Here is a 20,063-nt window from a genome sequence, read left to right as displayed (position 1 = left end):
GGCCTAGCTGTCGGACTGCACCTGGTACGTCGGGGTGATGACGGCCCGCGCCAGGGTGTGGAAGGCCAGGTTGAAGCTGACCACGGCCGCGCTCGCGTCGTGGTCGATGTCCAGGGCCTCGACGTCGATCGCGTGCACCACGAAGTAGTAGCGGTGCACCTGGTCACCGGCGGGCGGTGCGGCACCGCCGTACGACCTGGTGCTGAAGTCGTTGCGGATGTGGAAGGCGCCGCTCTCCAGGCGCTCGGTGGTGCCCGCGCCGGTCGGCAGTTCGGTCACCGTGGCCGGCAGGCCGACCAGGATCCAGTGCCAGAAACCAGACGGGGTGGGCGCGTCCGGGTCGAAACAGGTGACGACGAAGCCCTTGGTCTCCTCGGGGAAGCCCTCCCAGCTGAGCTGCGGTGACTTGTTGCCCCCGGTGAAGGCGTAGTCGTCGCCGAGCGGCTCGCCGTCGGTGACGTCGGTACTGGTGACCGTGAACGAACCGGCCGCGGGCAGCAACTGGTACGGGTCCGGTGCGACAGGCCTGTCGAGCGACATCTGATGATCCTCCCGGGATCTGCGACGTGTGGTGAATCCGACATTACTGGCTCAAATGACGCTTATCCCGCCCCACCGCCCCGGTCATCTCACCGTGCATGGCCGGGGCACCCGGCCGGAGATGCGAAGATCGGACCTGGCCGCGTCCGGGCGGCGTCCCGACCGGGGCGGTGAAGCGTGGAGGGTGTCGACGTGGAGGGTGCAGCGGTGGAGGAGTATCTGGCCAGGATCGGTCCGGCCGACGAGGCCGCGATGCGAGCGGCCACGGAGCGTCAGCTCAAGCTGACGAAACCGGCCGGTTCCCTCGGGGTGCTGGAGGAGCTGTCGGTCCGGGTCGCCGGGATCACCGGAAGCTGCCCACCGCCGGTTCCGGCCGCTGCCGTCGTGACGGTCTTCGCCGCCGACCACGGCGTCCACGCCCAGGGTGTGTCGCCCTGGCCGCAGGAAGTGACCGCGGCGATGCTCGCGAACTTCGCGGCCGGCGGTGCGGCGGTGAACGCCTTCGCGGTGAACAACGGCGTGGACGTGCGAGTGGTCGACATCGGCGTGGCCACCGACGTCGACGCCCTGGATATCGTGCACGCGAAAGTGCGCCCGGGGACCCGGGATCTCTCGGTGCAGAAGGCGCTCACCGAGGAAGAGGTCCGTGCGGCGCTGGCGGTCGGCTTCGAACTGGCCGATCAGCTGGTGCGCGACGGCTACCAGTGCCTGCTGACCGGCGACATGGGCATCGCCAACACGACCGCTTCCGCTGCGCTGATCGCGACCTTCAGCGGCGGGACTGCCGAGGAGGTGACCGGTCGCGGGACCGGCATCGACGACGCGACGCTGGCACGCAAGACCGAGGTGGTCCGGGCCGCGCTGGCGTTGCACGAAGTACCGGCCTCGGCGCCGCTGGCTGCGCTCGCGGCGTACGGCGGACTGGAGCATGCGGCGCTGGCCGGGTACATCCTCGGAGCTGCTGCCAACAAGGTGCCGGTGATCCTGGACGGCGTGATCGCCGGGGCTGCGGCGCTGGTCGCGCAAGCTCTCTCGCCGGCCGTGATCGACTATTGCATCGCGGGCCACCGCTCGGCCGAGGCCGGTCACGCGGTAGCGCTGAAGACGCTGGGGCTGCAGCCGTTGGTGGATCTCGACCTGCGGCTGGGGGAGGGGACAGGCGCGGTGCTGGCCTATCCGATCCTGACCTGCGCGGTGCGGGCGCTGGCCGAGATGGCGACCTTCGACTCGGCGGGGATCGACGCGTGAACGCGCCGTACCTCTCCGGGCTGGTGCTCACCGGACGGCGCGTGGTGGTCGTGGGCGGTGGCGGGGTCGCGCAGCGGCGACTGCCGCGACTGCTCGAGACCGGCGCGCAGATCGACCTGATCTCGCCGGTAATCACGCCGACGATCGAGGGGTTGCTGACCAACCCCGATCTGCGGTGGGTCGAGCGCGGGTACGCCGAAGGCGATCTGGACGGCGCCTGGTACGTCGTCGTCGCGACGGACGATGCCGCGGTCAACGACCAGGTCTCAGCCGAGGCCGAGTCGCGACGGATCTTCTGCGTCCGCTCGGACGACCGGTCCGCGGCGACGGCGTGGACGCCGGCTTCCGGGCAGCACGACCAGGTGACGATCGGCGTCCTGGGTGGCGGCGATCATCGACGGTCGGCTGCTGTGCGGGACGCGATCCTGGAGGAGCTGCGCGAAGGCGCGCTCGGAGCAAGGGACTCGCTGGCCAAGCAGCCGGGCGTGTATCTGGTCGGCGGCGGTCCTGGTGACCCGGATCTGATCACGGTCCGCGGCCGGCGGTTGCTGGCCGAGGCGGACGTCGTCGTGGCCGATCGGCTGGCCCCGCAGCAGTTGCTGGAAGAGCTGCATCCTGAGGTGGAACTGATCGACGCCGCGAAGCTGCCGCGAGGGCGGTCGGCGATGCAGGAGGAGATCAACCGGATCCTGGTCGATCGGGCGCTGCAGGGCAAGGTCGTCGTCCGGCTCAAGGGGGGTGACCCCTATGTGTTCGGCCGTGGTTTCGAAGAGGCGCTGGCGTGTGCTGAGGCCGGTGTGGCATGGAGCGTCGTACCGGGGATCACCAGCTCGATCGCGGTGCCCGCCGTCGCGGGCATCCCGGTGACGCATCGCGGGGTGACGCACGAGTTCACCGTGGTGTCCGGCCACATCCCGCCGGGGCATCAGGATTCGTTGATCAACTGGGAGGCACTGGCCCAGCTGCGCGGCACGCTGGTCCTGCTGATGGCGGTGGAGAACCTACCGGTCATCGCCGCGACTCTCATTGCCCATGGCAAGGACCCTGCGACACCGGCGGCCGCGATCGCCGACGGCACGCTGCCCGGTCAGCACCAGGTGACGTCCACCTTGGCCGAGATCGCCGACGCGATGTCGGCGGCCGGGGTCGGCGCGCCGGCGATCGTTGTGGTGGGCAACGTCGTGGAGGTCGCTACCGGGATGGCTGCCGCTGCGGGGGTTGCGCCGGGCGAGGTCGTCGGTGAGGACCAGTTCGTGGGCCACGAGGCGGACCACCGGTCGTGAGCCCGCTCGTTACGATCGAGGACGCGGCGGACGAGCGCCTGGGGGACTACGTCCAGCTGCGCGAGGTGAACCTGCGGCGGATGCTCGAGGAGGAGCACGGGCTGTTCATCGCCGAGGGCGACAAGGTGATCCGGCGGGCGGCCGACGCGGGGTACGAGCCGCGGTCGTTCCTGCTGGCACCGCGGTGGCTGGACTCGCTGGCCGACGTGCTGGAGAAGTGGCCCGAGGCGCCGGTCTACGTGGTGACCGAGGAGCTGGCCGAGCAGGTCACCGGCTTCCACGTCCACCGCGGCGCGCTGGCGTCGTACCGGCGGCAGCCCGCGGTCGAGCTGGCCGGTCTGCTGACCGGCCGGCGGATCGCGATCTTCGACGACATCGTCGACCACACGAACGTCGGCGCCGGTTTCCGCGCGGCCGCGGCGATGGGCGTCAACGCGGTACTGATCACGCCGACCTGCGCCGACCCGCTCTACCGCCGCTCGATCAAGGTCTCGATGGGGACCGTCTTCCAGATCCCGTGGACCCGGCTGTCGTCCTGGCCGGGCGCCCTGGAGGTGCTGAAGGCCCACGGTTTCGTCACCGCGGCGCTGGCGCTCACCGACGACTCGATCACCCTCGACGAGCTGACCGCCCGCCATGACGAGAAGCTGGCCCTGCTCTTCGGTACCGAGGGCCACGGCCTGAAACCGCACGTGCTCGAGCAGGCCGACCTGACCGTGAAGATCCCGATGTCGGGCGGCGTCGACTCCCTCAACGTCGCGTCCTCAGCCGCGGTGGCCTTCTACGCCACTCGCCCCTAGCCGCCCACCTCGCGGAGACCTCTGATGCGGACCACCGAACGTTTGCTCCTTCGCCCGTTCCGCGAGGAGGACCTCCCGACCTGGGCGGCGATGAACGCCGACCCCGCAGTGATGGAGTACCTCGGCTCCCCGCTCACCCGCGCACAGTCCGACGAGATCGCGACCGCGGTCAACCGCCGGCACGCCCTCGACGGCACCGGCTTCCTCGCCATCGAACGCCGCTCCGACGGCGCCTTCCTCGGAGCAGGCGGCCTGCAGCACGAGCCGTGGTACCCCGACGACATGGAGCTCGGCTGGCGGCTGGCCCGCGAGTACTGGGGAAACGGCTACGCCACCGAGGCAGCGACCTCCTGGCTCGAGTACGCCTTCACCGACCTCGACCTCGCCAAGGTCATCTCCATCACCGACGCCCCCAACGCCAGAAGCGTCGCCGTGATGCAGCGCCTCGGCATGACCTTCGACCACGCCGCGGAGTTGGAGGAGGACGGCACCACCTTCAGCGCCGTCATCTACTCCATCACCCAGGAAGCCTGGCGCGGCGGGCGGTAGCCTCATCGATCGTGGACCCTCTCGAAGCGGCAGGTGCTCAACTCCTGCGGATCGTCGGCTCGATACCGGCGACGGACTGGGAGGCACCGACACCGGCTGACCTCACGATTCGCGAGGTTGCCGATCACCTCGTGGCCGGCAACGTCTTCGCGGTACGCCTGCTCTCGGGCGCCTCGGCGGCAGTCGCCACCGCCGACCTGGACCGCGACCACCTCGGTGACGATCCACTCGGAGCAATAGCCGGCTCATGCGAGGAGCAGCGGGCAGCCTTCGCCACTGCGAACCGGTCAGCCGCGTTGCACCACCCGAGCGGCGACATCTCGTACGAAACCTTCCTGCGCTTCCGGCTCGGAGACCTGGTGGTTCACGCCTGGGACCTCGCAGTCGGCGCAGGCCTCGACCCGACCCTGGACACCCGGCTCGTCGACCGGCTGTGGGTGATGGTCGAGCCGCATCTCGACGAGATGCGCGCCAGAGGCACCTTCGGCACGGGCGCGAGCGCAAGCCTCGCCAGCGACGTACCTCCGCAGACCCGTCTCCTGGACGCCTTCGGCCGCCGCCCGCCGGGTTGACCCCCGCCGCCTGCGGCGGAAGCATGCGGGGGTGGACTCTGACGACGCACTCGTGCCGCCTCGATTGCAGCCGGGGGACCGAGTGCGATTGGTGTCGCCGGCCAGCTTTCCGACGGTCGCGGGCATCGAGGAAGCGAGGCAGATCCTGAGTAGCTGGGGGCTGCGGGTGGAGGCCGGTGAACATGCGCTGGACCAGTTCGGGTTCATGGCCGGTACCGACGTCGACCGGCTCGCGGACCTGAACGACGCGTTGCGCGACCCGGGGGTCCGCGCGGTCGTCACCACTCGCGGTGGGGCCGGCGCGTATCGGATCGTCGACGGTATCGACTTCGAGGCAGCTCGCCGGGATCCCAAGCCGGTGGTCGGTTTCAGCGACATCACCAACATTCACCTGGCTTTGTGGCAGCACAGCCGGGTGGTCGGGCTGCACGGGATGGTGTTCGGCGTCACCGGCGAGGCGACGCGGCGGGCCTTGATGACGACGGAGCCGATCGTCCTGCACCGCGACCCGGCGGCACGGTCAGCGGCGGTCGCGGTGGACGGGGTCGCGTCGGGCTTCCTGATCGGCGGCAACCTGGGTGCGATCGCAGGCCAGGTCGGTGCGGGAATGCCCAGTCTGGATGGTGGGATTCTGTTCTTCGAATCTCTCGCCGGCGATGTGGCCTCACTCGACCAAGTGCTGTTCCAGTTGACCGCTTCGGGCGCTCTCGACGGCGTCCGCGGGATCGTGATCGGCCACCTGACGCCCATCTCCGGTGCTGTGGAGGACAGCCCTCCCGCGGAGATCGTCGAGTTGCTCCAAGAGCGGCTCGGCCGGCTCGGCGTACCGATTCTCGGAGGTTTGCCGCTGGGACACGACCCGGACCCACTGGTCGTCCCGCTCGGTACGACGGCGTTCGTAGACACCGCCGCCGGAACTCTCACCGTCGCCCCGGGCGTTCGCTGATGGTCGAGCCAGTCCACCCGGTGCGGTCGATCACCTCGACGGCTGACGAGAGCCAACTCAACGACGCCTTCCGCGATCCCGCGGTCAGAGCGATCTTCGTCGGGCCCGGCAACGGCGCTCACCGGATCGCGGACCGCCTCGACTTCGACGCCGTCCGCCGTGATCCGAAGCCCGTCATCGGGCGGGGACAAGCGACGTACCTTCAGCTGGCGTTGTGGAGAGAGTGCGGCCTTCCCTGCATCCATGGTTCGCTCGCCGAGCACGCGCTGACGACCGAGCCCACCACCCTGGCCAGCGATCCCGGCGAGATCTCGGCGCAGGTGTTGGTCGAAGGCCGAGCCGAGGGCGTCCTGCTCGGCGGGACGCTCAATGCGATCACCAGATCGATCGGCGCCGGCCTGCCCAGCCTCGACAGCACGATTCTGTTGCTCGAGGACACCCGCATGATCGGTCTGGGGGTCATCGATCGCTCGCTCACCCAGCTGATCCGGTCCGGCGTACTGCGCGGTGTCCGCGGCATCGCCCTCGGGCGGTTCACCGGCTTCGACGGGTACGCCGATCGCGACTGGACTCTGGTCGACGTACTGAGCGACCGCCTCGCCAACCTGGGAATCCCAGTTCTCGGTGGACTGCCCGTTGGCGACGGCGCGGAGTCGCGAGCCACCCCGATCGGCACCAGAGCTACCTTGGACACCTCCGCGGGGACGCTCATTGTCGGCGCTGCGGTGAACGGGTAGGTCGCGGACCGATGAGTTTGCGCGGTTGTGGCGGTCTTACCTGTGACATCTCATCGCAAGGAGCCTCGTAATGAACGACGTCACCGCCACCTGGACTCTGGTCCATGCCGAGCGTGCCGCGCTGGCCGCTGATCTGCTTGACCTCACCGAGGAGCAGTGGCGTGCCACGTCGCTGTGCACGGAGCTCAGCGTGCGGGAGGTGCTGGCGCATCTCACGGCGGGTGCGACGTTGTCCTTTCCGCGGTGGTTCGCCGGAGTACTGCGGCATCGGTTCGACTTTGATGCTCAGGTGTTGATGCGTCTCCGTGAGCAGCTTGGTGATTCCTCTGCCGCCACGCTCACGCGCTTCCGTGCTGCGGCCGGCCGGTCCACCACACCACTCGGCCGCCGGGGTGGTCCGGTGTTTGCGTTGGCCGAGACGGTCGCGCATGCCGAGGACATCCGCAGGCCGTTGGGGATCAAGCGGGACTATCCGGCGCAGGTGCTGACAACCGTTGCGGAGTACTACGCCGGGACGGATCTCACGGTGCCTGCTCAGAGCCGGATCACCGGGTTGCGACTGGTTGCCACGGACACCGAGTTCAGTGCTGGAGCGGGGGAGCTGGTGACGGGCCCGACGATCGCGCTGGTGATGGCGATGATCGGGCGAGGCGTCTGCTGCGAAGAGCTCGAAGGCGAAGGCGTCCCGACGCTGCGGGGGCGCTGCTGAGGCCGCCGGCACCAAGCTTCAGCCACGCTCGAAGTACTTGGCGGTGTCCGCGTCCGCCGGGTAGTAGGACTCCACCGCGAGGTCGTCGAGGGTGAGGTCGAGCGGGGTGCCGAAGGTCGTGATCGTCGAGAACATCCAAAGCTCCACTCCGTCGATGCGGATGATCATCGGGATCACGACGTCGGACTCGACGGCCTCCCCGGTCTCACCAGCTGCCAACAGCTCCTGGTAGAGCGCACTCAGCCGGGCGTCCGGCGCTGCCGCCAGCTGACGTCGAACCCGGGAGCGGAACACGGACCGCACGTCGGCATGGTTGACGACGAGAGCCGCCAGGCCGCGCGGGTCGAGGCCGAGGCGGAGCAGGTTCATCGGTGGCCGCAGCAGTTCGGGTGCCACGCCGGCGAGGAACGGATCGACGGCCCGATTCGTCAGAACGATGTTCCAATGGCGGTCGAAGGCGAGCGCGGGGTAGGGCTCGTGCGCGCGCAGTACTCGCTCGACCGCAGCCCGCGCCGCCGCCAACGCCGTGCTGCCGAGTGGGCGTTCGGCGTACCGGGGTGCGAAGCCGGCTGCGAGCAGCAGCGCGTTGCGCTCACGCAGCGGTACGTCGAGTTGCTCGGCCAGCCGCAGCACCATCTCGGCGCTCGGCTGCGACTTGCCGGTCTCGACCAGACTGACGTGACGGGCGGAGACGTCGGCGGCGAGGGCGAGATCAAGCTGGCTGAGCTGTCGCCGGTGCCGCCAGTGCCGGAGAAGTTCGCCAACCGTTGCCATGGTCATCGATCCTAGTCAGCTCGAGCCCTTGGAGGCCATGAAACCCGACTTCATCGACAGCCGCGGGAGACGCCGCAACACTGCTCAGCATGAGCTTACAGAACAAGCAACTGGTCCAGCAGGCGCTGGGACAACTCGTCGGCGGCGGCGGAGTCACCGCCCTGGACCCCTTGCTGAGCAACGATTTTCGGCACCACCGTCCCGACGGCGGAATCAGGACCAAGACCGAGTGGCTCGCCGATGTCGGAACCGCCCTGACCCGGCTCGCGGGTCTGGAGGTCGAGATCCTGCACCTGCTGTCCGACGGGGATCATGTCGTCGTCCACACCCGGCGAAACCTTCCCGGCAGCGGACCGGTGATCGCGGTCGTCGACGTCCTGCGGATCGCCGACGGCCGGATCGCAGAAGCTTGGGAGCTCATCGAACCGGTGGCCGAGGCCGAGGCGCACTTGACCTGGTGGGAGCTATGACGACAACGGTGGGGTGCTGGCGCGGATGACCGGATAGGCGGGGACGGTACGCCGCAGTACCTCGGTGTCCGTAGTGGTGGCCCGGTAGACGGCTTCCTGGGCCACGGCGTTCAGGGCGACGTGGACGGTGGTCAGTTTCGGGACCACATCGCGCAGGGTGGAGATGTCGTCGAAGCCGGCGACGCCGATGTCCTCGGGGATGCGGAGGCCTCGTTCGCGCAGGCCGGCCAGGGCGCCGAGGGCCATGTCGTCGGTGACGGCGAAGACGAGCTGGAGGTCGTGGAGTTCGGCGTCGCTGAGGCCGAGGACGAACTCGCGGGCGCCGGCCCAGCTGAAGCTGGGGTAGTGCGCCCGGGTGGCGGCATCGGCGACACCGGACTCGACCAGACCGGCGACGAAACCCTCGACGCGCTGGCTCATCGACAGCAGGGGAGTGCCGCTGCCGAGGACGAGGCAGCGCTGGTAGCCGAGACCGGCCAGCTCGCGGGCAAGCTGCCGGGCTCCTTCGTGGTTGTCGAAGTCGACGGTCTCGAAGGGAAGATCCGAGCGGCTGATCAGCACCACCCGGCCGCCGGTCTCCTGGTACCGGCGGAGCTCCTCGACGAGTTGCTGCTCGCACGGCGGATCGACGTACCCGGTGCCGGCCAGGATGATCGCCCGGGGCTGCTGGCCGCGCAGCTCACGGATCAGGTCGAGTTCGCGGTCGGCCTGGCGGTCGGTGACGGCGATCGAGACGTGCAGGCCGATCGCCTCGGCCCGCTTCATGATCTCGGCGGCCATCGCGGAGAAGTAGGGATCGGAGATCAGGCTGATCACCAGCGCGATCGTCCGCGAGGTGCCGCGGGCCATCGCCTGGGCCGGCAGGTTGGGGGTGTAGCCGAGTTCGCGCGCTGCTTCGATCACGCGTTCGCGATAGCTCTCGGCGACCTTGCGGGAGCTTCCGTTCAGCACCCGGGAGGCGGTCGGCTGCGAGACGCCGGCGGCCCGCGCGACGTCGTCGAGCGTGACAGGGCGCCTCATCCCCGAGTCGGCCGGCATCCCGTTCACCTGCGCAGCTTATCGGCGCGAACGGTGATCCTGCTGGAGAAAACAGAGCTGCCGGCTGTCGGAAACCCGCCAATCGGCCGGCCGAAAACCGCTGGACGGGCGTGATGGGATGGCCGGTATGCGGAAAGTCGTGCTGATCACCGGGATGCAGGCCGCGGGAAAATCGACGGTCGCGCCGCTGCTCGCGAGCCGGCTCGGACCACCGGCGGCGACGGTCGACGGAGACGTCTACTACCGCGCGATCGTCTCCGGAGCTGTGGGAATGACACCCGATCCGGAGCCTGAGGCGATCCGCCAGCTCCAGCTCCGGTACGACGCGAGCGCGCTGGTCGCCCGGCACTATCTGCAGGCCGGGTTCGACTTCGTCTGCTCCGACATCATGCTCGGCGAACACGTCGCCCGCTGGCTCGACTCGTTCGACGGCATCGCCGAGCCACACCTCGTCGTCCTGGTGCCTTCGGTCGAGTCGATCGTCGAGCGCGAGCTCGGCCGCGGATCGAACGCCTACCGGGCCTGGCAGGGTCCGGGCATGACGCTGGCCGACGCCGTCATCGCCCTCCAGCAAGGACTGCAAGGGATCCCGGGCCGCGGCCTTTGGCTCGACAGCACCGGCCAAACCCCCGAGGAGACGGTCGAAGCGATCCTGCGCGACGACCTCAGTTCATCGGCCTGGTAGCGAAAGCGGCTTCATCAGCATCGCGGCGACCGAAAGGGCGAGATCGTCCCGGCCGTGCGGTGCCACCACCTGAGCGCCCACCGGCAGCCCGTCGACCAACCCGACCGGCACGCTCACGGCAGGATGCCCGGTGACGTTGAAGCCCCAGCACAGATCACCCACGATGATGTTCTCCTCGTGCTGGTCGTACCCGTGCGCCACGCTCAACGTCGTCGGCGTCACCAGCACGTCGACCGCACCGAAGAGATCCGCCAACGCCGTGCTGTTCCGGCTCCGGACGTCGACCGCGGCACTCACCGCCGCGGGCGCAACCGGCTGTCCCGCGTCGAGATCCCGGAGAGCCTGCCAAGCATCGTCGACCGGGAGCCAGTCGAAAGCAGAGTCCTGTACGACGATGCCGGCCGTCGCAAGGCTCGCGCGGACCACCGCATCGACCGCCGAATCCGCGGGTTTCGGGCTCAATGCGCTGCGATAGGCCACCTTCCACGGACCGGCCCCGAATTCCGGCTCCGGCCAAGCCGGCAAGGAACCCGGATCGAGTCGGTCCGGCCCACTGACCACGCTGGTCGCGGTCACGACATCACGCAGCGAGCCACCGATGAATCCGCCGATCGTGAGACCGGCCAACGATCGCCCATCGGGTCGCGGCACCCGGCCGGCGGTTCCCTTGAAGCCGACCACGCCGCAGAAGGACGCCGGAATCCGCAGCGATCCGGCACTGTCGCCACCAGTGGCAATCGGTACGACGCCCGCGGCCACTGCCGCCGCGGCGCCGGCTGACGAACCTCCCGGTGAGCGCGACAGGTCCCACGGGTTGCGGGTGTAGTCGGTCCCGTTCCAGCCGAACGTCTGCGACACCGCCCCCGGTCGCGCGCGGGTCGACGTACCGAGCGGGATCGCGCCGGCTGCCAGCAATCTGGTGATGATCGGCGACCGGACCGGCGTACGGGCCTTGATCAGGAACGGTACGCCGGCCAGCGGCAGCCGGAGATCGACGCGGGCAGCCCGAGCCCGCGCGCCGTCGGCGTCCAGGGTGTCGATGAAATGCAGTACCGGATCCCAGTGGGCGACCCGGTCGAGAGCTTCTTCGACCATCGACAGCGCCGTACGCCGACCCGCGCGCAGGTCGGCGACCAGCTCCGCGATCAGGCGTTGAGCCCTTCGTCGCTGTGGTCGTGCTCGTCCTGGTTGAGCATCGGCGAGATCGGCCAGTCGGCCGGATAGTCGGGAGCGAACTCCTCGGCCTCGGCGAACAGGCGCTTCTTGTACTTGCGCGACAACCGGTCCCCGAACACCATGCCCTGGGTGTGGTCGGTCTCGTGCTGCAGGCAGCGGGCCAGCAGGCCGTCGCCCTCGTAGGCCACCGGCTCGCCGAACTGGTCGACCCCGGTGACCCGGGCGAAGTCGGGCCGGGCGCACTTGGTGAAGGCGCCGGGCAGCGACAGGCAGCCCTCGTCGCCTTCGTCGAGCTTGCGGTCCTTGCCCTCCGGCAGGTCGAGCACCGGGTTGCAGACGACGCCGTGCTGGTAGACGCCGTTCTTGTCCGGGCAGCTGAAGACGAACAGCTGCAGGTCGACGCCGACCTGGTTGGCGGCGAGCCCGACCCCCTCGGCGGCGTTCATCGTCGCGACCATGTCCGCGACGAGCCGGTGCAGGTCGTCACCGAACTCGGTGACCGGCTGGTTCACGTGGTGCATGACGTCCTCGCCCCACCGGGTGATGGGTCGCACCGAACCGTCAGTAGGCAGCGTAGACATGGCGGAAATCCTAGCGAAGCCCGGCATCGCGCCGACGCGCGCGTCCGGAGTACCGGCCCGGCCTCGGCGCGGTCCCGGTACTCCGGACGGGCGGCGGGTCAGGCCTGGTTGACCTCGTCGCGCCAGCTGATCCAGTCGCGGAGCAGCCCGAGGTCGTAGTCCGGGCCGGAGGTGCTGACCGTGAAGAGCCGGGTGCCGATGTCGAACATCGACTTGCCGAGCTCCTCGGGGCTCTTGTCGCCGACGGCGGCCGAGCGCTCGATCTCGCCCGGGTCGCGGCCGATGGTGGCGCAGTGCGCGTCGAGGACCTCGTGCTTGTGCGCGATGGTCTCCGCGTCGCCGAAGCCGTGCCAGATGGTGGCGTGCTTGGCGACCAGCTTGAGGGTCTTCTTCTCGCCGCCGCCGCCGATCAGGACGGGGATGTCCCGGGTCGGCTCGGGGTTGAGCTTGGCCCAGCGCTGCTCGATCCGCGGCAGCGCCTCGCCGAGCGCGTCGAGCCGGCCGCCCGCCGTACCGAACTCGTAGCCGTACTCGTCGTAGTCGCGCTCGAACCAGCCCGAGCCGATGCCGAAGATCAGCCGACCGTCGCTGATGTGGTCGACCGTACGGGCCATGTCGGCCAGCAGGTCGGGGTTGCGGTAGGAGTTGCAGGTCACCAGGGCACCGAACTCGATCCGCTCGGTCGCTTCGGCCCAGGCCGCGAGCATCGTCCAGGCCTCGAAGTGCAGGCCGTCCGGCTCACCCGACAACGGGTAGAAGTGGTCCCAGTTGAACGCCACGTCGACGCCGAGCTCCTCGGCGGCGGCGACGGTCCGCCGGATGGCGGCGTACTCGGCGTGCTGGGGCTGCACCTGGAGGCCGATCCGGACCGGGTACTTGCTGTACGGACGAGGGGAGTCAGTCGAAGTCATGCCGACCAGCGTACGCCGTTTCGGAGGGGCCTCCGGATCAGGTCACCCTAATCCGGACGGCCGGCTCCTGACTGGGCTCGGCGGACTGTCGGTGGCAGCCGATAGGTTCGCCAGATGGACCTCAACGGCAGACCTGACCCGCCGACCGAAGCCGGCGAGAAGGAGACCCTGGTCGCCTTCCTCGACTTCCAGCGCGCCACCCTCCGCTGGAAGTGCGAGGGCCTGACGCCCGAGCAACTCGGCACAGCCGCGATCGACCCGTCGCCGCTGACCCTGCACGGACTGATCCGGCACCTGACCGAGGTCGAGGTCGGCTGGTTCGTCGGCACGTTCACCGACGAGCCGGTGATCGAGCCCTACTCCGGCCCCGGCGGTCCGGGCGCGGACTGGAAAGACCTCGAACCAGGTCAGTACTCCGCCGACCTGCAACGGTACGACGAGGCCGTCGCGCGAGCCCGGGCCGTGATCACGGATCTCGAGCCTGACCACGTGGGTGAGGACGAGGGCACTCGGTACACCCTGCGCTGGGTGCTCACCCACATGATCGAGGAGTACGCCCGTCACAACGGTCACGCCGACCTGCTCCGCGAGCGCCTGGACGGCTCAACGGGGGAGTAGCCAGGCGCTGCCGGCTCCGCCGATCAGCAGAAAGCGACACCCGGGAACGGGTCTTGCGGAGTCCACACGTCCACCGCCGGCACGTAGCCCCACGCGCCGTGGTCGTCGCCGTATGTGCGGTACCAGATGCTGTTGCCGCCTCCGTGGGACTGACCGATCGTGTAGCACTGGAAGTAGCTGAAGCCGGAGCGCAGGGTGTCGACGATCTCGACCGGGTTGCCGGTGGGGGTGTCGTAGCGCGGGCTCTTCCAGATAGACGCGTTGACCTTGTTGCCGCAGTACAGGTTGCCGCTGCTGGCGTAGCAGCTCGCGGCGGTGACCGCGGGCGCGGCCGAGACGGCCGATGCGGCGGACGCCGTCGTACCGGCGACTGTTCCCAGGACTGCGACGGCACCGGCGACCGCTACTGCGCTTCCGCTACGAAATGCCACGGTGTGCTCCTCTCGTCGTGTGCTGGAAACCCCAGCCTGCAACGAGTATCGGCAGCATTCGGGGCAGGCCGGGCATACTTCGACGACGCTGAAAACGCTTGACCCGCTACTGTCACCCCATGAGTCCGAAGTCGAGCATCTCCCCAGTTCGGTGGACCCCGCCGCCCGTACCGCCGGTTCGGCAACCCGAGCACCTCGAGGTTCAGACGGTCGCGGTCCCCGGGCATGGTCCGGAGGACGCGCTGATCGACGCCGACGGCAGCGTCCTGACCGGTCTGCTCGACGGGCGCATCCTGCGCGTCAGCGCCGACGGTACGTCGATCAAGGTGCTCGCCGACACCGGTGGCCGGCCGCTCGGCCTGGAATGGCTGCCGGACGGCAAAGTGCTGATCTGCGACGCTCACCGCGGGCTGCTGACCCTCGACCAGGACAACCGGATCGACACCCTGCTGGGTGAGATCGACGGCCGGCCGATGCGCTTCTGCAACAACGCCGACGTCCTGCCGGACGGCACCGTCTACTTCACCGACTCGTCCACCCGCTTCGGCGTCGACGAATGGATGGCCGACCTGCTCGAGCACTCCAGTACCGGCAGCATCTACCGGCTCACCCCTGACGGCGAGCTGACTCGGCTGGCGACGAACCGGCCGTTCCCCAACGGGGTCGCGCTGAGCGGCGACCAGAAGACGCTGTTCTACGCCGAGACCGCCGGCTACGGCCTCTTCAAACTCGACCTCACCACCGCCGGCGCCGAGCCGGAACTGGTCGCGATGATCCCCGGCCTGCCGGACAACATCGCTCGCGGGTCGGACGGTTTGATCTGGGTCGCGATCGGCTCACCGCGCAACGCGTTGCTCGACCTCCTGCTGCCCAAGCAGCCGGTCCTGCGCAGGGTGGTCTGGGCGTTGCCGGAGGCCTTCAAACCGAAGGCCGCCGACATCATCGAGGTCCAGGCGTACGACGACGACGGCAACCTGGTGCACGATCTGCGCGGCAAGCACCCGGACTTCCGGATGCCGACCGGGGTGCGCGAGCGGGACGGAAAGGTGTGGCTGAGCAGCATCGGCACCAACCACCTGGCCACCTTCCCGACCCCGGCCCGGTAGGTCCTGCTCAGCCGAGCTGCCAGGAGCGCTTCGACAGGCCGTACCAGAAACCGTCGACCACGGTCTCCGCGGTGCCGAGGGAGCTCTCGGAGGCACCGAGCGAGACGAACAGCGGCGCGAAGTGCTCGGTCCGCGGATGCGCGATCCTCGCGGCCGGCGCTTTGTGCAGGAAGTCGATCAGCGAGTCGACGTCCTGCTGCGCCAGCGCGCGCCTGGCCCAGTCGTCGAACTCGACCGACCAGCTCGGCGCCGCCGCGTCGGACGGTCCGCCGAGGTTCACCGCGCTGAGGTTGTGCGTGGTGAAACCGCTGCCGACGATGAGCACACCCTGGTCGCGCAACGGCGCGAGCTTGCGGCCGATGGCGAAGAGTTCGGCCGGATCGAGCGTCGGCATCGAGACCTGGAGCACGGGGACGTCCGCGTCCGGGTACATCTCCTTGAGCGGCACGTAGGCGCCGTGGTCGAGCCCGCGAGCCGGGTCGTCGTACACGGGCGTCGCGGGGGAGTGCAGCAACTTGCGCACCTGATCGGCGAGTTCGGGCGCGCCGGGAGCGGCGTACTGGACCTGGTAGTACCGGTCGGGGAAGCCCCAGAAGTCGTAGAGGAGCGGCACCGTCCGAGTCGCCGCCAGCGTGAGCGGCGCGGCCTCCCAGTGCGCGGAGACGATCAGGATCGCCTTCGGCTTGGTGATTCCGGCGGAGACCGCGGCAAGCTCCGCCGTCCACTGGCGGTCGTCAGCCAGCGGGGGAGCGCCGTGGCTCAGGTACAGCACAGGCAGGGCGTCACTCATCGGAGAGGTCCTTTCAGGAGTCTTACCTCTCTCAATGTAATTGAACACTCAACTTATTCCAAGGTTCCGCGAACTGAGCTCACTGGCTGCTGACGGTCGGGGTCTGTGCCGGCGCTGCCCAGGAGGCGAGCAGGCGGAGTCGTTCTGCGGATGGTGAGCCGGGTTCGGCGGTGTAGACGAGCAACACCAGCCCTGGTTCGGCGGTGACGGCGAGTTCTTCGTAGACGAGGGTGAGTTCGCCGACGACGGGGTGGTTGAACCGCTTGGTGCCTGCTCCGTGGGTGCGGACGTCGTGGTCGGCCCAGAGGCGGCGGAAGACCTCGCTGCGGGTGGACAGTTCACCGACCAGGTCCTGCAGTCCACGGTCGTGCGGATCGCGGCCGGCTTCGGCGCGCATGATGCCGACGCACATCTGAGCGAACACGTCCCAGTCCGGATAGAAGTCCCGCGAAGCGGGATCGAGGAACTGGAAGCGGGCCAGGTTCGGCGTACGGCCGCTGTCGCCGATCACGGGTGAGTAGAACGCGCGGCCCAGGGTGTTCGTGGCGAGCAGGTTCTGATGCGGGTCGCGGACGAACGCGACGCCGTCCTTGATCGCGTCCAGTGCCCACTGCAAGCTGAGCCGCGATACTGCCTTGCCCGGCGACCGGCGGCGGGGACGCCCTGACGTGGGGATTCCGTCGGCGGCCCGGGCGAGGTCGAACAGATGGGCTCGCTCGGTCTCGTCCAGTTGCAGCGCCCGCGCAAGCGCTTCCAGTACGCCGGTGGAGGCACCGGCGATCTGGCCGCGCTCCAGCCGCGCGTAGTACTCGACGCTGAGACCGGCGATCGTCGCGACCTCGCTGCGGCGCAGACCGGGAACGCGGCGGGTACCGGTGACGGGGAGCCCGGCCTGGTCCGGAGTGATGCGGGCGCGGCGAGTCGTGAGGAACTCGCGTACCTCTTGACGGTTGTCCACCACTACGACAGTAGCCGGAGCGAAGGGTTCGCGGGCCGAGGAAGGGTGCCCTGCCAGTACACCCATCGACAGGGACTTCTCCGGGTCTCCGCGGCCCGGTTGACTCGGAGTCGAGACAGTCGCGAAGAAGGAGCACGCCATGCGCCAGGTAGTCATGCACAGCCCCGGGAACGTCCAGGTCGAGGACCGTCAGGACCCGAGGATCCTCGAACCGACGGACGCGATCATCCGCTTGTCGGCGACCTGCATCTGCGGCAGCGACCTGTGGCCCTACCGTGGCGCCGAGCCTGTCGACCACCAAGTGATGGGACACGAGTACGTCGGTGTCGTCGAGGAGCTCGGCGCGGACGTGCGGACGGTCAAGGTCGGTGACTTCGTCGTCGGCTCGTTCTGGGCCTCGGACAACACCTGTGAGATCTGCCAGGCCGGGTATCAGGCGTACTGCGTGCACCGCGTCCTGATGGGCACCATCGGTACGCAGTCGGAGCTCGCCCGGATCCCGCTGGCCGACGGCACCTTGGTCGCCACCCCGGGGATGCCCGATCCGGACTTGATCCCATCGCTGATGGCAGCGTCCGACGTACTCGGCACCGGCTGGTTCGCCGCTGTCGCTGCCCAGGCCGGCCCGGGCAGGACGGTCGCGGTCGTCGGTGACGGCGCCGTCGGGCTGCTCGGCATTCTCGCCGCCGAACAACTCGGCGCCGAGCGGATCATCGCCTTCAGCCGGCATGCCGACCGCCAGGCCCTGGCCAAGGAGTTCGGCGCCACCGACATCGTCGAGGAACGTGGCGCAGCAGGCGTTGCCCGGGTCAAGGAACTCACCGGTGGGCTCGGAGCCCACTCGGTGATCGAGGCGGTCGGCACGCAGGAGGCGATGATGCAGGCGATCCACTCCACCCGACCGGGCGGCCACGTCGGTTTCGTCGGCGTCTCCCACGACGTCGCGATCCCCGGTGACGAGCTGTTCATGGCCGGTGTCCACCTCCACGGCGGTCCCGCCCCGGTCCGGCAGTACCTGCCCGAACTGATCCAGCTCATCTGGGACCGCAAGATCAACCCTGGCAGGGTTTTCGACCTCACCCTGCCCCTCGACCGTGCCGCCGAGGGCTACCGGGCCATGGACGAGCGCACCGCCATCAAGGTCCTTCTCACCGTCTGACCGGACCGCCATGTCTCGACAAAAGGGATCGATGGACCAGCTTTCGTGCTGCCACTCTGTGGTGCTGGCCTCCGTCTCCAGCGCTGACACCACTTCCAACACTGGAGACGGGCTGCGACAGGCCTCGCTACTGCTGAGGAGTCACTCGGGGCGCTTCGGAGGTTCGTCGGTGCCGGTGACCACCAGCGAGAAGTCGTCGCCGTGGGTGGTGACGCCTTCGATCACGGCGGCCTCGACCGCCTCGGTGCCGATCGCCTTACGCAGCATCAACGGATCCGTACGCAGGTCCTTCGCGAGCGCCACCGCCAGGCCGACCATCACGATCGCGAACGGGAGTGCCGCGACGATCGTCAGGTTCTGCAGGCCTTGCAAGGCCTTCGCGCCGCCTCCGCCGACCAGCAGCATCACCGCGGCGACCGCGCCGGTCAGTACGCCCCAGAAGACGACCACCGGTTTGCGCGGCTCGATCGCGCCACGCGAGGACAGCGTGCCCATCACGATGGACGCCGCGTCGGCGCCGGAGACGAAGAAGATCGCGACCAGGACGACGACCAGGATCGTGGTCACCGACGCCAGCGGATAGTGGTTCAGCAGCCCGAACAGCTGCCCCTCGCTGGTGGACTGGCCGGCGATGTCGACTCCGTCGCGCTGGGTGTCGATCGCGGCGCCGCCGAAGATGCAGAACCAGACCAGGCTGACCATCGACGGCACCAGCAGGACGCCGGTGACGAACTGCCGGATCGTCCGGCCGCGGCTGATCCGCGCGATGAACATGCCGACGAACGGCGTCCAGGAGATCCACCAGGCCCAGTAGAAGACCGTCCAGGACGACAGCCAGGTGGCCATCTCGTCGCCACCGCTGGCCTCGGTCCGGGCCGCCATCTCGGCCAGGTCGCGCAGGTAGTCCCCGATCGCGGTCGGCACCAGGTTGAGGATCAGCACGGTCGGGCCGATGACGAAGACGAACGCGGCCAGCACGACGGCGAGCACCATGTTGATGTTCGACAGCCATTGGATGCCCTTGGCAACACCGGAGACGGCGGAGGCGACGAAGGCCGCGGTCAGCACGGCGATCACCCCGACCAGGACGGCGTTGCCGGTCTCGTCCAGCCAGCCCAGGATCCGGACGCCGGACCCGATCTGCAGCGCGCCGAGCCCGAGCGACGCGGCCGAACCGAACAGTGTCGCGAAGATCGCCAGGCTGTCGATCACCTTGCCGATCGGGCCCTCGGTGCGCTTGCCGAGCAGCGGCGCGAACGCCGAGCTGATCAGCGACGAGCGGCCCCGGCGAAAGGTGCCGTAGGCAATCGCTATGCCGACCACGGCGTAGATCGCCCACGGGTGCAGGGTCCAGTGGAACAGGGTGGTCGCCATCGCCGTCTGCAGGGCCGCGTCGCTGCCGGCCTCCACGGTGGCCGGCGGCGGTGACATGAAGTGCGACAGCGGTTCGCTCACGCCGTAGAACATCAGGCCGATGCCCATCCCGGCGCTGAACATCATCGCGACCCAGGAGACCGTCTTGAACTCCGGCTGCTCGTCGTCCCCACCGAGCGGGATGTTCCCGTACCGGCCGGCCGCGAGCCAGAGCACGTACACGACGAAGCCGGACGCCAGCAGGACGAACAGCCAGCCGGTGTTGGTCTCCACCCAGGTCAGCGCCGAGGTGGACGCCGTACCGAGGCTGTTCGCGCTGGCGAAACCCCAGGCCACGAAGGCCAGTGCGATCACCGCGGTGACCCCGAAGACGATCCGGTCGAGCCCGGAGCCCGTACTTCGGCTGCCCGGTGGCGGTGGCGCCGCGAGCGCCGGGTGCTCGTTGGCGTGGTCGGGATCCGCTTGCTGGCTGTCGAAATCGATCGCCACAGCTGTTTCACGCCTCGCTTCGGCGCGCCTCCGCTTCCTGTTTGCTAGGGGGACTGCCTGACGACCATTCCGAAAATCGTGGCGAAACGCAACTATCGTGGCCTCGACCACACCGGCGA

General features: G+C 69.1%; 23 protein-coding genes. 13 read left to right on the top strand and 10 right to left on the bottom strand.

Annotated elements, in window-relative coordinates:
- Positions 1-3 precede the first annotated feature (3 nt).
- Positions 4-540: a YbhB/YbcL family Raf kinase inhibitor-like protein gene (locus tag OX958_RS19465; protein WP_270130314.1), complete on the bottom strand. Its 537-nt coding sequence runs from the start codon at positions 538-540 to the stop codon at positions 4-6.
- 192 nt (positions 541-732) lie between these two features.
- Between OX958_RS19465 and cobT the strand changes: the two genes are divergently transcribed.
- The 8 genes from cobT (at position 733) to OX958_RS19425 (ending at position 7,384) form a co-directional block, all read left to right on the top strand.
- A complete protein-coding gene (gene cobT / locus OX958_RS19460; protein ID WP_270130313.1) occupies positions 733-1,788 on the top strand; it encodes a nicotinate-nucleotide--dimethylbenzimidazole phosphoribosyltransferase in 1,056 nt (351 codons plus the stop codon).
- A complete protein-coding gene (gene cobA / locus OX958_RS19455; protein WP_270130312.1) occupies positions 1,785-3,071 on the top strand; it encodes a uroporphyrinogen-III C-methyltransferase in 1,287 nt (428 codons plus the stop codon). The genes cobT and cobA overlap by 4 nt, the downstream gene beginning before the upstream one ends.
- Positions 3,068-3,871 (top strand): TrmH family RNA methyltransferase, encoded by an 804-nt coding sequence (locus OX958_RS19450; protein ID WP_270130311.1) that lies wholly within the window; start codon positions 3,068-3,070, stop codon positions 3,869-3,871. The genes cobA and OX958_RS19450 overlap by 4 nt, the downstream gene beginning before the upstream one ends.
- A gap of 24 nt (positions 3,872-3,895) precedes the next feature.
- Positions 3,896-4,420: a GNAT family N-acetyltransferase gene (locus OX958_RS19445; protein WP_270130310.1), complete on the top strand. Its 525-nt coding sequence runs from the start codon at positions 3,896-3,898 to the stop codon at positions 4,418-4,420.
- 11 nt (positions 4,421-4,431) lie between these two features.
- Complete coding sequence (locus tag OX958_RS19440) at positions 4,432-4,992, top strand: TIGR03086 family metal-binding protein (protein ID WP_270130308.1); 561 nt, start codon at positions 4,432-4,434, stop codon at positions 4,990-4,992.
- Positions 4,993-5,023: 31 nt separating this feature from the next.
- Positions 5,024-5,938, top strand: coding sequence for a S66 peptidase family protein (locus OX958_RS19435; protein ID WP_270130307.1), 915 nt, complete (start codon positions 5,024-5,026; stop codon positions 5,936-5,938).
- Positions 5,938-6,675, top strand: coding sequence for a S66 peptidase family protein (locus tag OX958_RS19430; RefSeq protein ID WP_270130306.1), 738 nt, complete (start codon positions 5,938-5,940; stop codon positions 6,673-6,675). The genes OX958_RS19435 and OX958_RS19430 overlap by 1 nt, the downstream gene beginning before the upstream one ends.
- 70 nt (positions 6,676-6,745) lie before the next feature.
- Complete coding sequence (locus OX958_RS19425) at positions 6,746-7,384, top strand: maleylpyruvate isomerase family mycothiol-dependent enzyme (RefSeq protein WP_270130305.1); 639 nt, start codon at positions 6,746-6,748, stop codon at positions 7,382-7,384.
- An 18-nt stretch (positions 7,385-7,402) separates the two neighbouring features.
- On the opposite strand, the gene OX958_RS19420 is transcribed toward OX958_RS19425, so the two are convergent.
- Positions 7,403-8,158: a helix-turn-helix domain-containing protein gene (locus tag OX958_RS19420; protein WP_270130303.1), complete on the bottom strand. Its 756-nt coding sequence runs from the start codon at positions 8,156-8,158 to the stop codon at positions 7,403-7,405.
- Between the two features lie 89 nt (positions 8,159-8,247).
- Here OX958_RS19420 and OX958_RS19415 point away from each other — a divergent pair, with 89 nt between their 5' ends.
- Positions 8,248-8,628 carry a nuclear transport factor 2 family protein gene (locus OX958_RS19415; protein ID WP_270130301.1) on the top strand — a complete coding sequence of 127 codons (381 nt, stop codon included), beginning with the start codon at positions 8,248-8,250 and terminating at the stop codon, positions 8,626-8,628.
- On the opposite strand, the gene OX958_RS19410 is transcribed toward OX958_RS19415, so the two are convergent.
- On the bottom strand, positions 8,623-9,666 hold the full coding sequence (locus OX958_RS19410; protein ID WP_270139100.1) for a LacI family DNA-binding transcriptional regulator: 1,044 nt from the start codon (positions 9,664-9,666) through the stop codon (positions 8,623-8,625). The two genes, OX958_RS19415 and OX958_RS19410, sit on opposite strands and share 6 nt — an antisense overlap.
- Positions 9,667-9,793: 127 nt before the next feature.
- Here OX958_RS19410 and OX958_RS19405 point away from each other — a divergent pair, with 127 nt between their 5' ends.
- Complete coding sequence (locus OX958_RS19405; RefSeq protein ID WP_270130300.1) at positions 9,794-10,351, top strand: AAA family ATPase; 558 nt, start codon at positions 9,794-9,796, stop codon at positions 10,349-10,351.
- Here OX958_RS19405 and OX958_RS19400 read toward each other — a convergent pair.
- The 3 genes from OX958_RS19400 to OX958_RS19390 form a co-directional block, all read right to left on the bottom strand.
- On the bottom strand, positions 10,337-11,446 hold the full coding sequence (locus OX958_RS19400; RefSeq protein WP_270130298.1) for an amidase family protein: 1,110 nt from the start codon (positions 11,444-11,446) through the stop codon (positions 10,337-10,339). The genes OX958_RS19405 and OX958_RS19400 overlap by 15 nt on opposite strands.
- Positions 11,447-11,496: 50 nt before the next feature.
- Positions 11,497-12,108, bottom strand: coding sequence for a peptide deformylase (gene def, locus OX958_RS19395; RefSeq protein WP_270130297.1), 612 nt, complete (start codon positions 12,106-12,108; stop codon positions 11,497-11,499).
- A gap of 98 nt (positions 12,109-12,206) precedes the next feature.
- Complete coding sequence (locus OX958_RS19390) at positions 12,207-13,019, bottom strand: LLM class F420-dependent oxidoreductase (protein ID WP_270130295.1); 813 nt, start codon at positions 13,017-13,019, stop codon at positions 12,207-12,209.
- 114 nt (positions 13,020-13,133) lie between these two features.
- Between OX958_RS19390 and OX958_RS19385 the strand changes: the two genes are divergently transcribed.
- A complete protein-coding gene (locus OX958_RS19385) occupies positions 13,134-13,637 on the top strand; it encodes a DinB family protein (protein WP_270130293.1) in 504 nt (167 codons plus the stop codon).
- 23 nt (positions 13,638-13,660) lie between these two features.
- Here the strand turns inward: OX958_RS19385 and OX958_RS19380 are convergent, their stop codons facing one another.
- Positions 13,661-14,068, bottom strand: a complete 408-nt coding sequence (locus OX958_RS19380; RefSeq protein ID WP_270130292.1) for a hypothetical protein — start codon at positions 14,066-14,068, stop codon at positions 13,661-13,663.
- A 119-nt stretch (positions 14,069-14,187) separates the two neighbouring features.
- Between OX958_RS19380 and OX958_RS19375 the strand changes: the two genes are divergently transcribed.
- Positions 14,188-15,174 (top strand): SMP-30/gluconolactonase/LRE family protein, encoded by a 987-nt coding sequence (locus tag OX958_RS19375; protein ID WP_270130291.1) that lies wholly within the window; start codon positions 14,188-14,190, stop codon positions 15,172-15,174.
- Positions 15,175-15,181: 7 nt separating this feature from the next.
- Here the strand turns inward: OX958_RS19375 and OX958_RS19370 are convergent, their stop codons facing one another.
- Together OX958_RS19370 and OX958_RS19365 are read right to left on the bottom strand one after the other, a co-directional pair.
- Positions 15,182-15,964, bottom strand: coding sequence for a dioxygenase family protein (locus OX958_RS19370; protein ID WP_270130290.1), 783 nt, complete (start codon positions 15,962-15,964; stop codon positions 15,182-15,184).
- A 79-nt stretch (positions 15,965-16,043) separates the two neighbouring features.
- A complete protein-coding gene (locus tag OX958_RS19365; protein WP_270130289.1) occupies positions 16,044-16,922 on the bottom strand; it encodes a helix-turn-helix transcriptional regulator in 879 nt (292 codons plus the stop codon).
- Between the two features lie 139 nt (positions 16,923-17,061).
- Here OX958_RS19365 and OX958_RS19360 point away from each other — a divergent pair, with 139 nt between their 5' ends.
- The gene (locus OX958_RS19360; protein WP_270130288.1) at positions 17,062-18,081 is read left to right on the top strand and encodes a zinc-dependent alcohol dehydrogenase family protein; all 1,020 of its coding nucleotides are present in this window, start codon (positions 17,062-17,064) and stop codon (positions 18,079-18,081) included.
- 141 nt (positions 18,082-18,222) lie between these two features.
- On the opposite strand, the gene OX958_RS19355 is transcribed toward OX958_RS19360, so the two are convergent.
- A complete protein-coding gene (locus OX958_RS19355) occupies positions 18,223-19,944 on the bottom strand; it encodes a BCCT family transporter (RefSeq protein WP_270130287.1) in 1,722 nt (573 codons plus the stop codon).
- Positions 19,945-20,063: the final 119 nt, after the last annotated feature.

The sequence above is a fragment of the Kribbella sp. CA-293567 genome (genome assembly GCF_027627575.1).
Taxonomy (GTDB): domain Bacteria; phylum Actinomycetota; class Actinomycetes; order Propionibacteriales; family Kribbellaceae; genus Kribbella.
The sequence above is the reverse complement of the archived record's forward strand: the minus strand, read 5'-3'. Positions and strand labels throughout refer to the sequence as shown.

Bases quoted from the DNA above. Each gene is read 5' to 3' on its own strand.
- OX958_RS19465 (WP_270130314.1), bottom strand. From the start codon at position 540: ATGTCGCTCGACAGGCCTGTCGCACCGGACCCGTACCAGTTGCTGCCC.
- OX958_RS19445 (WP_270130310.1), top strand. From the start codon at position 3,896: ATGCGGACCACCGAACGTTTGCTCCTTCGCCCGTTCCGCGAGGAGGAC.
- OX958_RS19430 (WP_270130306.1), top strand. From the start codon at position 5,938: ATGGTCGAGCCAGTCCACCCGGTGCGGTCGATCACCTCGACGGCTGAC.
- OX958_RS19425 (WP_270130305.1), top strand. From the start codon at position 6,746: ATGAACGACGTCACCGCCACCTGGACTCTGGTCCATGCCGAGCGTGCC.
- OX958_RS19420 (WP_270130303.1), bottom strand. From the start codon at position 8,158: ATGGCAACGGTTGGCGAACTTCTCCGGCACTGGCGGCACCGGCGACAG.
- OX958_RS19415 (WP_270130301.1), top strand. From the start codon at position 8,248: ATGAGCTTACAGAACAAGCAACTGGTCCAGCAGGCGCTGGGACAACTC.
- OX958_RS19410 (WP_270139100.1), bottom strand. From the start codon at position 9,666: ATGCCGGCCGACTCGGGGATGAGGCGCCCTGTCACGCTCGACGACGTC.
- OX958_RS19405 (WP_270130300.1), top strand. From the start codon at position 9,794: ATGCGGAAAGTCGTGCTGATCACCGGGATGCAGGCCGCGGGAAAATCG.
- OX958_RS19400 (WP_270130298.1), bottom strand. From the start codon at position 11,446: ATGGTCGAAGAAGCTCTCGACCGGGTCGCCCACTGGGATCCGGTACTG.
- def (WP_270130297.1), bottom strand. From the start codon at position 12,108: ATGTCTACGCTGCCTACTGACGGTTCGGTGCGACCCATCACCCGGTGG.
- OX958_RS19390 (WP_270130295.1), bottom strand. From the start codon at position 13,019: ATGACTTCGACTGACTCCCCTCGTCCGTACAGCAAGTACCCGGTCCGG.
- OX958_RS19385 (WP_270130293.1), top strand. From the start codon at position 13,134: ATGGACCTCAACGGCAGACCTGACCCGCCGACCGAAGCCGGCGAGAAG.
- OX958_RS19375 (WP_270130291.1), top strand. From the start codon at position 14,188: ATGAGTCCGAAGTCGAGCATCTCCCCAGTTCGGTGGACCCCGCCGCCC.
- OX958_RS19370 (WP_270130290.1), bottom strand. From the start codon at position 15,964: ATGAGTGACGCCCTGCCTGTGCTGTACCTGAGCCACGGCGCTCCCCCG.
- OX958_RS19360 (WP_270130288.1), top strand. From the start codon at position 17,062: ATGCGCCAGGTAGTCATGCACAGCCCCGGGAACGTCCAGGTCGAGGAC.